The following is a 13470-nucleotide window of genomic DNA, read 5'->3' as shown; positions in this document are numbered from 1 at the left end:
AGGGTAACTCACAAGTTTGTGGTTTACGCTTTCACGAGTCTGACACGGTGGCGCAACCTGGTCAGTAGGCCTCGCGTAAGGTGGGCCTCACGGGGTAAGCAGGGGACAAACATGTGTCGGCACCCCGAGCGAGGGCCACGCACCCGGCTCGCGGGCCGCACCGGGAGGTGAGGCACGATGCCGCGCGCGGTCTGGACCGGGGTCATCGCCTTCGGGCTGGTCAATGTGCCGGTCAAGCTCTACACGGCGGTGCAGGAACGCTCCGTCAAGTTCCATCAGCGGGAGCAGGAGACCGGTTCGCGGATCCGCTATCGCCGTGTCTCGGAGGACACCGGCGAGGAGGTGCCCAACGAGCGCATCGCCCGCGCCTACGAGCTCGAGGACGGCCGCTACGTCACGATCGAGGATCACGAGCTCGAGGCGGCCGCTCCGGAGAGCGTCCGAACGATCGCGGTCGAGGAGTTCGTCGACGTCGCGGACGTCGACCCGCGCTACTTCAACCGGACCTACTACGCGGGCCCCAGTGGCGACGCGGCGGGGCGGCCGTACGCCCTGTTGGTGCGAGCGATGGAGGAGAGCGGTCGCGCGGCGGTCGGGCGGCTCGTCCTTCGCTCCAAGGAGCATCTCGTCCTGGCACGCCCGGTCGAGGGCCGGCTCACCCTGCACACGATGCACTTCGCGGACGAGGTGGTGGCGCCGACGTCGATCGAGGCACCGTCGATCGAGCCCGAGCAGCGTGAGCTCGCCGCGGCCACCCAGTTGATCGACGCGTGGACCGAGGAGTGGGAGCCCACCCGCCACGAGGACCGCTACCGCGAGCACCTCCTCCAGGTCATCGACCAGAAGGTGCGTGGCGAGGAGATCGCTGCCGCCCCCACCGCCGAGGAGCCGAGCGGGGTGATCGACCTGGTCGCCGCCCTGCAGGAGAGCGCCCGCCGCCAGGGCAGCCCCCCGCCGCAGGCCGAGGCGGGAGAGGCTTCCGCGGACGAGAGCCCGCCGCTCGAGGAGCGCTCCCGTGACGAGCTGTACGAGCTCGCGCAGACGCGCCAGCTGCCCGGGCGCTCCCGCATGACGAAGGAGCAGCTCATCGAGGCGCTCCGCGCGGCGGAGGAGCCGCACCACGCCAAGAGTGCCTGACGTGCAGGAACACGTGAGCGCTCGTCAGGGCCGGACGCGTCCCGCCAGCACCGCTTCGGCGGTGACGTGGATGCTCTCGTGGGAGCTGCGCGCGGCGTGTCGCAAGCGATCGAACGCCGTCTCGGGGTCCTCGCCGTAGCGCTCGGCCAGCACGCCCTTCGCTTGCTCGATCACCACCCGGGAGTCCAACGCGCCTTCGAGCTGTTCGCTGAGCTCGCGGACGTGGCCGTGCGCCCGGGCGTTGCTGATCGCCAGGGCGGCCTGGCTGGCGACGCTGTCGACGAGCGACACGTCCTCGTCGGTGAGCTGGCGGTCCTCGCTCGTGTTAACCACGACCAGGACCCCGTGGGTCTCGTCGTGGGCGCGTAGGGGTGCCGCGATCGCCGAGGTGGCCCCGAAGCGGTCGAGCAGCTCGCGATGCTCCGCGCTCAACGTCACGTCGTCCAGTGTGTGTGGGTGGACCGTCGGCAGGACCACTGCTTCCCCGGCTTCGATGGCCTTGAGCAGATACGGGTTGCGCACCGGTTCCTGGAGGGCCACGAGTTGGTCGAGGAGCGCGCGCTTGGTCGGGTCGCGGTGCGCGGACGCGACGGGGTGGAGCTGCCCCTCCTCCCCGACGGTGGCGATCACGCACGCGTCGGCCAGGGAGGGTCCGGCCATCTCGGCGAGCTGCTTGATGAGCTGTTGCTCGTCCAACGAGCGAACGAGCACCTGCCCCACTCCGGCGCGGAACTCCGCGCGCTCGCGCTCCGTGGTGAGGCGCTCGTGCAGGTGCGCCCGGTGGAGCGCCTGCGCGCACTGGCCCGCGACCGCACGCATGAACTCGCGTTGCTCCGGGTCGAACGTGCGCGGCTCGGCGAAGCCGAAGACGATGCCCCCCAGATCCCTACCCTGAACTGCGAGCGGCGCGACGAGGTGTGCCTCGTGCCGAATCGAGTCCTCCGGCACGGCGGGGAATCGCGTCCGCCGTTCCTCGCGGTCGCTCCACTCCACGAGCTCGTGGTGGTGCAGGGCCCATGCGAGAGGCCAGCGCTCGTCGTCGGCGACCGCGTCCCAGTCGGCCATGACATCGCTGGGCACGCCGACGTCACGCACTCGACGAAGGGTACGGGGATCGGGGCCCTCGAGGAGCCACACGGAAACGAAGTCCGCGGCCAGCTCCTCCCCGACCGTGGTGACCATCACCTCCAGGACATCCTCGACCGACAGCGCCTGGCCGAGCTGGAGGGTCAACCGCTGCAGGCGAGTGAGCAACGCACGGGCCCGTCCCGAGTCCGCGCGAGCCGGCCCGTCATCGGTGATGGCCCCCTCGGCTGCCACGGGTTACCTCGCAGACTCGCTCGATACGGCTCGCCCCTGCACGTCAGTCCGACTGACCGCCAGCAAAGTAGCACGGTCGGTCGCGAGCGTGAAGTGGCGGTTCACGGTGCCGGGTCGGCGTGTCCGTGGTCGGCGGCATCCCCGTGTTCTGTGAGCAGCCGATGCCGTTCGACGCGGTCGCCGGCACGATCCGCGCGACCGCGAACGACGTCCGGTCTACGCCGAAGCCCGTGGCTGGTCCGAGGGGTCGGGCGCTCTGCGCTGCAGTCGTCGAACCCCCGCGATCCCGGAGGTCATCGCGGCGACGACGACCAGCGACGAGACGTTCATCTGGGCGACACCGGAGAGGGCGTGGCCCAAGTTGCAGCCCCCCGCCACCTGTGCCCCGAGGCCGAGGAGGAATCCGCCCGCCAACAGGCCCGCGTAGCGTGACCGGTGCTCGCTCCGCAGCCACCAGCCACCCGCCGTCCCGGCGGCGAGGGCCGCCCCGACGACGATGGCGACGAGGAACGCGATCCGCCACCAGGCCGGGCTGCCGGCGACGAGCCCCGACGCCGCTCCCGTGGTGCTGGCACCGAACCCCGTGCCGGCCGCCCCGGCAGCGAGCCATGTCACTACGAGCCCGAGCCCCAGGGCCGAGCCCGCGAGCGGCCAGGACCACTGCCACGAACGGGTGGGAGCGTCCCGCCGGGTCCGCGCGAGGAGCACGAGGACCACGAGCAGCAACAGGCCGGCAACGGCGAGCCTGGGCAGGCCAAGCACACCCGGGACGGTCGCGGCGTCGCCTCCAGGCAGCAGGGTGGGTCCGAGCGCGGGAAGCCCCGAGCCCACCACGTCACCCACCGCCCATGCGGCGAGACCGACCCCGGCCCCGATCATGCCGGCCCCCAGCTTGTACCAGAGCCCGGAGACGCACGACGCTGCCACCGCCATCCCCGCGCCGAAGACGAGCCCACCAACGACGTTGTCCACCGGCCGGAAGGCGAGCCCGCGGCTCAGCTGGTCCCAGGGCGACAGGGTGTAGACGAGGGCGAGCCCCACCGCGCCGATGGCGACCGCCAGCAGCCAGGCCTTGGCGAGGCCCCAGCGATGCTCGAGTGCACCACGGAACGTGGCGTGGAAGCAGTGCTGCCCGCGTTGCAGCACGTACCCGAAGACCCCACCGGCCAGCGCGCCGGCGGCGAGTTCCGCTGCCATCCTCTCGCGCCTCCTGCGGGATCACGCTGGAGCGGCAGGCCCATCGGACCCGGGTCGGCCAGCGCTCACCTCGTCCCCTCCTCCGATAGCCCGTGTCGGGCCCTCGCGTGGTGGTGCGATCGCTATTGTCCCGCTCTCAGGAAGGGATCGCTGCGGTGACCGTCACCGACGTTGCGCATCCGACGCCGGCACGCAGGGGAGTGACATGCTCGAGACCGTGCGGTCGCACGAACGCGTCAGCTCGGAGCTGCTCACGGTGCTCGCGGAACCGGGATGTCCGATCTGCACCGGGATCGCCCGCGTGGCTCACGCGGAAGCGACCCGTTTGCTCGGCGAGTCCGTCACCGATCCGGGGACACGCGAACGGTGGCGCGCGGCCAGGGGACCGTGCCGGGACCACGCCCGCACCCTGCTCGCGGCGGCGGAACGCGCCAACGAGGGACACGCGGTCGCCCGGTTGTACGTCGACCTCGTCCCCAGCGTGCAACAGCGGTTGGCCCGGGAAGCCTCACGGCCAAACCTGCCGGGTCGAGGTCGCCGCCAGCGGGCCGGGCTCGCTCGCTGCCCGCTGTGCGGCGTGACCGAGGTCTGGGCCCGGCGGGCGCTGCACGCACTCGCCGCGGCCACTCCTAAGGGCGAACTGGACCGGGCGGCGCGGGTCGAGGGCCGCGAGATCTGTGCACCGCACCTCGCCTTCGGTATCCGCAGCGTGCCTCGTCGGCGGGAGCGGGTCCGGCTCGCGGAACTGGGCGAGCTGGCCGCCCAGCGCCACCGGGAGGCGCTCGACGGGCTCATCGACGAGCTGCGCGGCGGCTCGCCCCCGAGGCCGCATGTGCTGGCCGCGTGGCGCGGGGCCGTCGAGTGGCTCGCCGGGTTGGCGACGTCGCGCGGGGGGCGCGGCCGGACGTCGACCGACACCTAGCCCCGCCGTGCCTCAGGCGATCTGGTCCTCGATGGTCGCCATCACGGCGTCGGCGTCGTCGTACTGCTCCGGGGGCAAGGAGCGCAGCGTCTCGCAGATGTCGGGATGCGCGCCGCGCGCCTCGGCGGAGGCGGCGAGCTCGTCGGGTGTGGCCGGGAACTCCGCGTCGGCGATCGCCCGCTGCACCTTCGTGGGATCGTGTTCCATTCTCGGTCGTCTCCGTCCGCGCGGTTCGAGCTTGCCGGCCCTGCCATGCCCGGTGTGGGCGGTTCGAAACCGCACGCGGACCCCCCGCGCGGGTCCGATCGGTGGTGCTCGTCCCCTCGGACGAGGACCGGGCCAGGGTGATCCTCGGAGCGGACGTTTCTGCGCGCCGCGGCTGGTGATCACTGTGGTTGCGGGTCGCGCACGGCGATCGCGGACAACGAGGGGTTTCGATGAGGCTGACCCACGACGACGTGCGCTCCCTGGCGGGCTACGAGGGGCAGGGCGCGCCCGTGACGAGCGTGTACGTCGATGTCGACGGCGAGCGCTACCCCCGTGTCGAGGACGCCCTCGCCCGCCTGGAGTCGTTGTTCGACGCCGCGGAGCGGGCCGCCGACCGGCAGGGGCACGCGCCCGACGACACCGTGCAGCGGGATCGGCAGGCCGTCAGCGAGTGGCTGCGCGCGATGGAGCGCACCGAGACCGCCGGGGTGGCGCTGTTCGTCTCGCGGGGTGAGATTATCGCCGAGCTGCGCACTGCCGTGCCGTTGCGCAACCGGGTGCGCGTGGGTGGCGAGCCGTTCGTGCTGCCGCTGCAGGTCCTCCTGGACCGGGCGCACCACGTCGCGTTGGTGCTCGTGCAGCGTGACGAAGCGGAGATCTACCGCTATCACCTGGGCCGGACCTGGCGTCACGAGGAGCGCGAGGCCGACGAGGTGCCGGGGTACCGGACCCACCAGGGCAACAGCGATCTGCGGGCGCAGAAGCACGATCAGCACTGGGTCCAGCGGCACTACGACGAGACCGCCGAGCGGCTCCGACTGCTGCACGCGCAGGCGCCGTTGGACGCCGTCGTGGTCGCCGGTCCCCACGAGGAGGCCCAACAACTCCGTCAGCACCTAGCGGGCGAGGTCGATCACCTGGTGCGCGGCGAGCCGGTCAACCTCCCTGTCGAAGCCGGCGCGCACGAGGCGGGCCAGGTGCTGGAGGACGTGGAACACGAATTGGCACGCGAGCGCAGGTCGGCGCTGCTCGACCGACTGGAAGCGTCAGCCGGGCAGCCCGAGAGCGCCGCATTCGGGCTGCGGCACACGATCGATGCCTTCAACGCGGGGCAGGTCGAGACGCTACTGGCGGCGGAGACGGCGATGGCGCCCGGTTACCGCGCCGACACCGGAGCGCTCGCGGTCGAGCCGGGCGAGGCGCGCGCGTACGGCGACAGCGAGCCCACACCGGTGGACCTCGTGGACGAGTTGCTCGAGCTCGCGTACGCGAGCAGCAGCCACGTCGAGCTCGTGGGGGACCCGGAGGCGCTCGGGGGCCATCCCGTCGCGGCACTGCTGCGCTACTGACGCGACCGCACGTTCGGCCCTAGTGGTCTGTCGATGATTTGGTGTGGTGGTCGAGGGCGGCTCGTCCTCGGCGGACTTTGGCGATGATCTCTTCGGCGGTCTTGTGCCACACGAAGGGCTTGGGGTCGTGGTTCCAGTGGTTGACCCAGGTCGCGATCGCGTCGGTGAGTTCGCGGACGCTGGTGAACACCCCTCGGCGGAGGCGCTTGTCGGTCAGTTCGCGGAACCAGCGCTCGACGAGGTTGAGCCACGACGCCGAGGTGGGGGTGAAATGAGCGTGGAAGCGGGGGTGGTTGGCCAGCCACTTGTTGACTTCGGCGTGCTTGTGCACCGAGAGGTTGTCCAGGACCAGGTGCACGTCGAGGTCAGCGGGCACCTCGCGGTCGATGCGTCGCAGGAACGCCAGGAAGTCAGTGTGGGTGTGGCTGCGCCGGCACTCGGTCAGCACCTGGCCGGTGGCGGCATTCAACGCGGCGAACAGGTCGGTGGTGCCGTGCCGCTTGTAGTCGTGGGTCATCGTTCCTGCCCGGCCGGGCTTGATCGGCAGCGACGGCTGGGTGCGGTCCAGCGCCTGGGTCTGGGTCTTCTCGTCCACGCACAGCACCACCGCGTGCTCGGGGGGATCCAAGTAGAGCCCGACGATGTCGACCAGCTTGGCCTCGAAGTCGGGATCGTTGGACAGCTTGAACGTCGCCACTTGCCAGGGCTTGAGGTTGCGCGCTTTCCAGATACGCGCGACCAGGTCCTTGCTGACCCCATGACGGGCCGCCATCGACCGGGTCGTCCAGTGCGTCGACCCGTCCGGCGGCCGCGCATGCAACGTGTCAGCCACGATCGCCTCGACCGTGGCGGCCGGCACCTGGGGCTTGCGGCCCCGGCCCGCCGCGATCACCCCCACCCCGGCGACCCCGGACTCGCCGAACCGAGCCCGCCACCGGCGCACCGTGTCCGAGGTCGTCTCACACCGCCGCGCGATCTCCTCGTTGGCCACCCCATCGCCAGCCAGCAGCAGCGCCCTGGCCTGCACCACCTTGCGGTGCGGCAACGACGACGAGCGAGCTATCACCTCAAGCTCGCCACGCTGCTCGTCGGACATGGACAACGCGGGCGCGGTAGCGACAGGCATGCCACATCCTAACCCACCTTGCTATTTGTGCGACAGACCACTAGCGGTCTCCGAGCTCGGGCTTCAGGCGCAGCTTGCCCACGATGACCTGCTCGGCCACCTCGCGCAGCGGCCGGCGATGCGCCCGGGCGTAGTCGCGCAGTACCTCGAAGGCCTCGCCGGTATCGATCTCCAGCCACGCGCTGAGCCGTCCCTTCGCCTGCTCGATCACGACACGGCTGTTCAGCGCCTCCTGGAGCTGCTTCGACAACTCGGCCTGCTCCGTGTAGGCCCGGCTGTTCACGACGTAGGCGACGGCGATGTCGGCCAACATCTGGGCGGTGGCCAGGTCGGTGTCCCCGAGCTGCGCCGGCTGACTGGCGACCAGATCGACGACCCCGAGGGTTTGGTCGCGAAGGTGCAGCGGGACCGCGTAGATCGCCTTGAGTCCCGCAGCGACCGCTCGCTCGTTGAACGCGGGATAGGACGTGTCTTCGGTGAGGTCCGGGATCGCGATCTGCTGCCCGCGGTTCAGGGCTTCCAGGCACGGACCTTCCCGCAACTCGAGCTCGATCTCCTCGATGGCGCACCCGAGCTCGTCGTTGGCGGTGGCGAACCTCGCGACGCCCTCGCTGTCACGCAGCAGGACGCCTGCCCCCTCGACCGGCAACAGCATGGTGCAGTAGCGAGCGAGCCGGTGGAGGATCTCGGTGGGTGTCTCGGGGTGCGCGACCGCGCTCGCGAAGTCCACGAGCACGCTGCCCAGCGCACTGGGGGAGGTCGGATCCTCGGGCGACGCCATGGCCGCCCCTTCATCGCCGGATTGCATCATCCGATCATGCCACGGGGCGACATCGCCGCAGCGAAACCGAACGGGGCCCGGCGCGAGTTGGCAGCGCGGTGCCCGTCGGGGCGGGGGAGAGGGGACCTACCAGTAGTGGCGGCGGGGACCGACGGCGCGTCCCACCGACCCGAGGATCCAGAGGATCACGCCCACCACGACCAGGACGATCCCGATCGTCGAGAGGATGGGTGGGACGTCGAGCAGGGCCGTGAGGATGATGAGCAGGATGCCCAGAATGATCATCGGGAGCTTCCTTCTTCACGTGGAGGGGTCCTTCTGATGTGGGCGACGCGGCGAGACGTGGCTCACGCCCCGTGATGTGCGACCCGCTCCGCGAAGTCGTCGCCGTCCCGTCGGGTCTCGACGCGCACGTTGGTGACGACTCGCTCCGCGTACGGCTGGACCGCGGTGTGGGCAGTGTGGACCGCGTCCCAGACCTGTCCGAGCGGGGCACGGAGCAACGTGCTCGCGGCGCCGGGAACGATCTCCAGGCCGCTGCGCCTGAGCGCGTCGATCGCTTCCTGGACCGCTCGCTCGTGATCCTCGCTTTGTCCCATCGGCTCGATCGAGACCTCGGCGAGCGCCGGAATGTCTGTGGTGTTCATCGACCGCCCCTTCGTGGGTCTGTGTCCGTCGCAGACCGCCCCGGCATGCCCATCTCGAGGACGTCGAAACCTCGTTCCGCCGGATCGTTCGTTTGACCGGTCGTCAGCGTGCCGGGGAGTGGGGATCCTCCCCGACAAGGCGCTCGGCGCCGGACGAACGATGGCGAGCGGCCATGGTTCGACAGATCGTGACTGGGTATCGAAGAGGGCCCACACGAAGCGATCCGACCCGGCAGGGGATGTGGAGGACCACGATGGCACTGCGGCACTCAGGCCCGGTCGCCCACGGGGAGTTCCCCGACAAGGAGCGGGCGACCGAAGCGATCGAGGAGCTCACCGAGTCGGGGGTCGATGCGTCCCGGATCTGGATGGACGCGCACGCGCCGCGACAGAGCGGTACGCCCCGGGACGTGTCCCAGGCCGATCAACGCGACCTGCGGCGCTCGGTGGTTCTCGGCGGATCGGGGATGGTCCTCGGCGCGGTGACCGGTGCCGTGCTCGGCGCGGTGATCGGGATCTTCGCGCTCGGCCACGTGCCCGGCATCCTCACCCTGGCGCTGGCCCTCGGGGCGTTCGGGATCGGCGTCGGGTTCCTCGTCACGATGCTCGGCCGCGTCAAGGAGGGCGTGCACTCCGGCACCGTCACGGACGAGCCGGCCGCGGACATGCCCGTCCACATCGCCGTGGCGTGCACGGACGAGCGCGAGCGCGAGGAACTGGACGAGCGGCTCGCGGAGATCGGCGCGCGACTCCGTGACCCCGAGGAGCCGATCGACTACCCCGATCGGTAGACCGCGGTTCGGTAGACCGCGGTCGGTTGCCGCAGCAGCCACCGGGTAGTTTGACCCCAAACGGCGTCCCAGCCACCACCCGCTCGAGGGCGCGAGTCGATGTGGGGATCGGCTCGCAGCACCCTCTGAGCACGGCGGCGGGGTAGACCCCCCGGGGGTGGGCCTACCCCGCCGTCCTTCAGCGGTCGGCGTCGATGCGTCCCACCCCGACCGAGACGTCGAGGACAAGCCGTCCGTCCACGCCGCTCACGACGATGTCACGGTTGACGCCGAGGCCTCCGCCACGTTCGCCGAGCAGCGCGGCCTCGCCGATGCCGACCGATGCGCTCCCCTCCACTTCGACGTCCTCGGGGACCAGGATCTCGAGCTCTCCGACCCCGACGCTGGCCTCCACGTGTGCCTCGGCGCCGTCGAGGTCGAGATCCCGCAGGTCCAGCGTCAAGCTGCCGATCCCGAGCTCGTAGGGAGAGGCCAGCTCGGCGACAGCGGTCGGTCGGTGAGTCTGTTCACCGAGCGCTCCCGGGATGGGGGCCTCCCCGGCCACGCCGAACAGCAGGACGACGCTCAACACCACGCCGGCGGCTGTGAGCGTGCCGCTCCCCCCGCGTCGCGCGGTGGCCATTATCCCGAAGCCGACGACGACGAGCGCGAGCGCGCCGGCCAGCGGCCACGGGAGCGTGAGGACCTCGAGCCGGTCGAGGAGCCAGCCGACCCCGAGGCCGATGAGCAGGATGCCGGCCACCAGCGCCTCGATGCGGCCCCCCGGCTCAGGTGCCGGGGAGCCGCGCGGGGCGGGAGGGTCCGGTGCCTCGTGTGGCGGTGACGGGGCCGCCGGTGCGTTCATGTCCTCTCCTACGCGCTGGCGTCGTCGGCTTCGCCCCCGAGGGCGGCGTGTGCCGCGGCGAGGCGCGCAACGGGTATGCGGAAGGGGGAGCAGGATACGTAGTCGAGGCCTGCCTCGTGGGCGAGCCGGATCGACGCGGGGTCGCCCCCGTGCTCACCGCACATCCCCGCCTCCAGCTCGGGCCGGGTCGCCCGTCCCTCCGCGACGGAAATGACGACGAGGCGGCCCACCCCCTCCTGGTCGAGGGTGCCGAAGGGATTCACCGGGATGATCCCCTCCTCGAGGTACCGAGGGATCACCGCCCGCTCGAGGTCGTCGCGGCTGAACCCCCAGGTCATCTGGACCAGATCGTTGGTGCCGAACGAGAAGAACGTCGCGCGACTAGCGATGGCCCCGGAAGTGAGTGCCGCGCGCGGTGTCTCGATCATCGTGCCGATCCGGTAGGAGACCGCCGGCCCGCCCTCGAGGGTGACCCTGGCCTCCTCGTCGATCCACGAGGCGATGCGCTCGAGCTCGTTCACGTGCGCGACCAACGGCACCATGATCTCGACGTCGGGCGCGTACCCCCCGCCCTTGAGTTCCGCGGCCGCCTCGAGCAGGGCTCGCACCTGCATGCGGTAGAGTTCCGGGCGGAGGATGCCGAGCCGGCAGCCACGGGCACCCAGCGTCGGGTTCACCTCGGAACGCGCGCGAGCGGCGGCGAGCAGCCGCTGCTCCTCGGCGTTGAGCTCGCCGCGGTCCTCGGCGACCGCGCCCTCGACGAGGGTCGAACGGCCCCTCGGCGGCGCGCGAACGGCCCTGTGCGCGGGGGCCCGTGGCGCCGGGGAGCGAGTCCCGAGCTACGCGTCCGACCGGGTGCGGCGCCACCGGTCGGTCAGGGTCCAGGGGGCGTGGAGCACCGCTTCCAGCGGGCCCCGTGGGAACACGGCGCGCCACGCGACCGCGATCGCGATGCTGAGGAGCACGCCTGCCGCCAGCCGAGCCGCGGCCGGCCCCACCTCGTCGGCGGTGAGCTCATCGAACCACTCGTGGAGCGCGAGCAGGTGGCCGACGTAGACCGTGAGCGCGAGCTGGCCGGCGGCCGTGAGCGGCCAGACCGCCCGGGGCGCGAGATCCGCCACGAGCAGCAGCAGGGCCAACACGAGCACGGCCGAGGCCGTCGCGTCGATGATCCACAGCGGCATCTGCCCGTGGGGCTCCAGCGCCCACAGATGGTCCCAGTCGAGGGACTCGGTCACGTCGCCCCACCGCTGCTCGGCCAGCCGCCCGATGCCCTGCGCGGCGCCGGTCACGGCGACGGCACCGACGGCGAGCCAGAGCTGGAGCCGGCGTTGGTTCAGGGGACGACGCGCCAACCACATGCCGATCAAGAACGGCGCTGCCCAGGTGACCAGCGGGTACGGCCCCGAGAGCACCAGGCCGTGCAGGATCTCCAGCGGCGGGTCGCCCATCTCGATGGTCTGCCGGGCGAACGTCTCGGGGTCCTCGCGCTGACCCCACAGGTTGAGGACGGGCCCGAGCAGCGTCGATGCGGCCGCAAGCAGCAACAGCCACCGGTCCCGCAGCCCGAGCACGACGATCCCGAGCAGGAAGAGGACGGCGTAGTCCTGCAGGATCACGAGCACGTTGTGGTCGAGAGTCTGCAGGGCCAGTCCCAGCGGCAGCAGGATCGCCGCGCGCCAGGCCAGCCGAAGTCGGGAGCGGGCAGGGGTCGCCGATCGGGCCCGCGCCAGCAGGGTGACACCGACGCCGGCCAGCAGGCCGAACAGCACCGCGGCCCGTCCGTGGGGTAGTGCGTAAGCCGTGCCCGCGGCTCCCTCGGCGTCGGTGGGGCCGATGTGCACCGCGAACATCCCTGCGATGGCCAGCGCTCGCGCCGCGTCGATGCCCCGCAGCCGCGCCCCCTGGCTCGTGGCGGCGGATGGTGCCCACGCGGTCGGTGGGGCGGGCCCGCCGGCATCGGCATGGCCGTGAGGGTGAGGCGTCACCGGTCGACCCCGGCGGGCCAACCGTCGGGTGCGAGCAGGCTGTCGAGCCGGTCGACGACGAGGTCGGGCCGGTCCTCGGGGGCTGCCGCTCCGACGTCGTCCATCCCGTCGTCCCCGGTGAGCACCAGCGCCGAGGTCGCCCCCGCACGCCGGGCCATGCGGATGTCGGTGCGCAGGCGGTCGCCGATCATGAGGGCCCGGTGCGGGGGCACGTCGAGCCCGCGCAGCGCGGCGTCGAGCATGGCGGGGTCCGGCTTTCCGAGCGTCACCTCGCAGGTCGTGCCCGTGCACGCCTCGATCGCGGCGACGATGGCCGCGCAGTCCGGCTCCCCCCGTCCCGAGGGCAGGGGGCAGTACGGATCGGGGTTGGTGGCCACCAGCCTCGCGCGCTGGTGGAACCAGATCGCGTCGAAGGCGGCCTGGAGTTTGCCGTAGTCGAATCCCCGGTCGTAGCTCGCGACGACCACGTCGGTCAGCGCGGGATCCTGGGTGACGTGTACCCCCGCGCCCTCCAGGGCACGGACGAGCGGGGCCTCGGCGATCGGGTAGACGGCGGCGCCGGGGGCGTGGTCGAGCAGCCATCCGGTCATCGCGACCACCGTGGTCACGATGTCGTCGACGGGGGTGGGCACGCCCAGCTCGGTGAGCTTCCGGGCGTACTGCGCCGGGTCGCGCGTGGGGTTGTTCGTCACGAAGCGGACGGGGATGCCGCGGCCGCGTGCCGTCTCGATGAAGGTGGCCGCTCCGGGCAGCAGCCGGTTGCCCAGGTAGACCGTGCCGTCGAGGTCCAGCACCACGGCGTGGACCTCGTCGAGCCCTCGCGCACGCGGCCGCTCGGCCGGACCCTCGGCCATGGGTGTCCTCCGGAAAAGACGGGCCGGGGTGCTGGGCCTGGTCAGCCGGCCCGGTCGGTGTCCTCCCATGACCGACTCGCCCTGGCCTCGATGCGGGCAAGGGCTGCATCCACCCCGGCGAGGAACGCGTCCGGGTCATCGTACAGCCATGCCCGGTTCGCGAGCTCCTCGCGCAGTTCGCTGGTCATTGGTCCCCCAGAGCCTTCCGGAGACGCCGGATCGCCTCACCGGGGTTCCCCTGTCCCCGAGTCGAGCGGCGCGTGGTGGGTGCGTGACACGCTGGTCGCGCACCTGCCCGAGCGTAGCC

Annotated in this window: 16 protein-coding genes; 4 read left to right on the top strand and 12 right to left on the bottom strand. The window is 71.6% G+C overall.

Annotated elements, in window-relative coordinates; genetic code table 11:
* Positions 1-177: 177 nt before the first annotated feature.
* Positions 178-1137 carry a non-homologous end joining protein Ku gene (ku, locus tag ER308_RS01310; protein WP_131153340.1) on the top strand — a complete coding sequence of 320 codons (960 nt, stop codon included), beginning with the start codon at positions 178-180 and terminating at the stop codon, positions 1135-1137.
* 24 nt (positions 1138-1161) lie between these two features.
* On the opposite strand, the gene ER308_RS01305 is transcribed toward ku, so the two are convergent.
* Positions 1162-2457 (bottom strand): GAF domain-containing protein, encoded by a 1296-nt coding sequence (locus tag ER308_RS01305; RefSeq protein ID WP_131153339.1) that lies wholly within the window; start codon positions 2455-2457, stop codon positions 1162-1164.
* Between the two features lie 216 nt (positions 2458-2673).
* A complete protein-coding gene (locus ER308_RS01300; protein ID WP_131153338.1) occupies positions 2674-3654 on the bottom strand; it encodes a YeeE/YedE thiosulfate transporter family protein in 981 nt (326 codons plus the stop codon).
* A 205-nt stretch (positions 3655-3859) separates the two neighbouring features.
* Between ER308_RS01300 and ER308_RS01295 the strand changes: the two genes are divergently transcribed.
* A complete protein-coding gene (locus ER308_RS01295; protein ID WP_131153337.1) occupies positions 3860-4576 on the top strand; it encodes a hypothetical protein in 717 nt (238 codons plus the stop codon).
* 12 nt (positions 4577-4588) lie between these two features.
* On the opposite strand, the gene ER308_RS01290 is transcribed toward ER308_RS01295, so the two are convergent.
* On the bottom strand, positions 4589-4783 hold the full coding sequence (locus ER308_RS01290) for a DUF2795 domain-containing protein (protein ID WP_131153336.1): 195 nt from the start codon (positions 4781-4783) through the stop codon (positions 4589-4591).
* Positions 4784-5013: 230 nt separating this feature from the next.
* Between ER308_RS01290 and ER308_RS01285 the strand changes: the two genes are divergently transcribed.
* Positions 5014-6132, top strand: coding sequence for a baeRF10 domain-containing protein (locus ER308_RS01285; RefSeq protein WP_131153335.1), 1119 nt, complete (start codon positions 5014-5016; stop codon positions 6130-6132).
* Between the two features lie 19 nt (positions 6133-6151).
* Here the strand turns inward: ER308_RS01285 and ER308_RS01280 are convergent, their stop codons facing one another.
* The 4 genes from ER308_RS01280 to ER308_RS01270 form a co-directional block, all read right to left on the bottom strand.
* Positions 6152-7258: an IS630 family transposase gene (locus ER308_RS01280; RefSeq protein WP_131153334.1), complete on the bottom strand. Its 1107-nt coding sequence runs from the start codon at positions 7256-7258 to the stop codon at positions 6152-6154.
* Between the two features lie 40 nt (positions 7259-7298).
* Complete coding sequence (locus tag ER308_RS01275) at positions 7299-8039, bottom strand: ANTAR domain-containing protein (RefSeq protein WP_165491715.1); 741 nt, start codon at positions 8037-8039, stop codon at positions 7299-7301.
* A 126-nt stretch (positions 8040-8165) separates the two neighbouring features.
* Positions 8166-8324, bottom strand: coding sequence for a DUF6131 family protein (locus ER308_RS21245; RefSeq protein WP_165491714.1), 159 nt, complete (start codon positions 8322-8324; stop codon positions 8166-8168).
* 62 nt (positions 8325-8386) lie between these two features.
* On the bottom strand, positions 8387-8686 hold the full coding sequence (locus ER308_RS01270; RefSeq protein WP_131153332.1) for a thiamine-binding protein: 300 nt from the start codon (positions 8684-8686) through the stop codon (positions 8387-8389).
* 254 nt (positions 8687-8940) lie between these two features.
* Here ER308_RS01270 and ER308_RS01265 point away from each other — a divergent pair, with 254 nt between their 5' ends.
* Positions 8941-9477: a hypothetical protein gene (locus tag ER308_RS01265; RefSeq protein ID WP_131153331.1), complete on the top strand. Its 537-nt coding sequence runs from the start codon at positions 8941-8943 to the stop codon at positions 9475-9477.
* A gap of 178 nt (positions 9478-9655) precedes the next feature.
* Here ER308_RS01265 and ER308_RS01260 read toward each other — a convergent pair whose 3' ends face one another.
* The 5 genes from ER308_RS01260 to ER308_RS21240 form a co-directional block, all read right to left on the bottom strand.
* Positions 9656-10321, bottom strand: a complete 666-nt coding sequence (locus tag ER308_RS01260) for a LiaF domain-containing protein (protein ID WP_131153330.1) — start codon at positions 10319-10321, stop codon at positions 9656-9658.
* 8 nt (positions 10322-10329) lie between these two features.
* A complete protein-coding gene (locus ER308_RS01255; RefSeq protein WP_131153329.1) occupies positions 10330-11028 on the bottom strand; it encodes a putative PEP-binding protein in 699 nt (232 codons plus the stop codon).
* Positions 11029-11160: 132 nt separating this feature from the next.
* Positions 11161-12309, bottom strand: coding sequence for an acyltransferase family protein (locus ER308_RS01250; protein WP_131153328.1), 1149 nt, complete (start codon positions 12307-12309; stop codon positions 11161-11163).
* Positions 12306-13163: an HAD-IIA family hydrolase gene (locus ER308_RS01245; RefSeq protein ID WP_131153327.1), complete on the bottom strand. Its 858-nt coding sequence runs from the start codon at positions 13161-13163 to the stop codon at positions 12306-12308. The genes ER308_RS01250 and ER308_RS01245 overlap by 4 nt, the downstream gene beginning before the upstream one ends.
* A gap of 41 nt (positions 13164-13204) precedes the next feature.
* Positions 13205-13351 carry a hypothetical protein gene (locus ER308_RS21240; RefSeq protein WP_165491713.1) on the bottom strand — a complete coding sequence of 49 codons (147 nt, stop codon included), beginning with the start codon at positions 13349-13351 and terminating at the stop codon, positions 13205-13207.
* Positions 13352-13470 lie beyond the last annotated feature (119 nt).

Origin of the sequence: Egibacter rhizosphaerae (genome assembly GCF_004322855.1) — a bacterium.
Classification (GTDB): Bacteria; Actinomycetota; Nitriliruptoria; order Euzebyales; family Egibacteraceae; genus Egibacter; species Egibacter rhizosphaerae.
The sequence above is the reverse complement of the archived record's forward strand: the minus strand, read 5'-3'. Positions and strand labels throughout refer to the sequence as shown.

Coding starts and splice junctions, on each gene's coding strand:
- ku (WP_131153340.1), top strand. CDS start 178: ATGCCGCGCGCGGTCTGGACCGGGGTCATCGCCTTCGGGCTGGTCAAT.
- ER308_RS01300 (WP_131153338.1), bottom strand. CDS start 3,654: ATGGCAGCGGAACTCGCCGCCGGCGCGCTGGCCGGTGGGGTCTTCGGG.
- ER308_RS01295 (WP_131153337.1), top strand. CDS start 3,860: ATGCTCGAGACCGTGCGGTCGCACGAACGCGTCAGCTCGGAGCTGCTC.
- ER308_RS01290 (WP_131153336.1), bottom strand. CDS start 4,783: ATGGAACACGATCCCACGAAGGTGCAGCGGGCGATCGCCGACGCGGAG.
- ER308_RS01285 (WP_131153335.1), top strand. CDS start 5,014: ATGAGGCTGACCCACGACGACGTGCGCTCCCTGGCGGGCTACGAGGGG.
- ER308_RS01280 (WP_131153334.1), bottom strand. CDS start 7,258: ATGCCTGTCGCTACCGCGCCCGCGTTGTCCATGTCCGACGAGCAGCGT.
- ER308_RS01275 (WP_165491715.1), bottom strand. CDS start 8,039: ATGGCGTCGCCCGAGGATCCGACCTCCCCCAGTGCGCTGGGCAGCGTG.
- ER308_RS21245 (WP_165491714.1), bottom strand. CDS start 8,324: ATGATCATTCTGGGCATCCTGCTCATCATCCTCACGGCCCTGCTCGAC.
- ER308_RS01270 (WP_131153332.1), bottom strand. CDS start 8,686: ATGAACACCACAGACATTCCGGCGCTCGCCGAGGTCTCGATCGAGCCG.
- ER308_RS01265 (WP_131153331.1), top strand. CDS start 8,941: ATGGCACTGCGGCACTCAGGCCCGGTCGCCCACGGGGAGTTCCCCGAC.
- ER308_RS01260 (WP_131153330.1), bottom strand. CDS start 10,321: ATGAACGCACCGGCGGCCCCGTCACCGCCACACGAGGCACCGGACCCT.
- ER308_RS01245 (WP_131153327.1), bottom strand. CDS start 13,163: ATGGCCGAGGGTCCGGCCGAGCGGCCGCGTGCGCGAGGGCTCGACGAG.
- ER308_RS21240 (WP_165491713.1), bottom strand. CDS start 13,351: ATGACCAGCGAACTGCGCGAGGAGCTCGCGAACCGGGCATGGCTGTAC.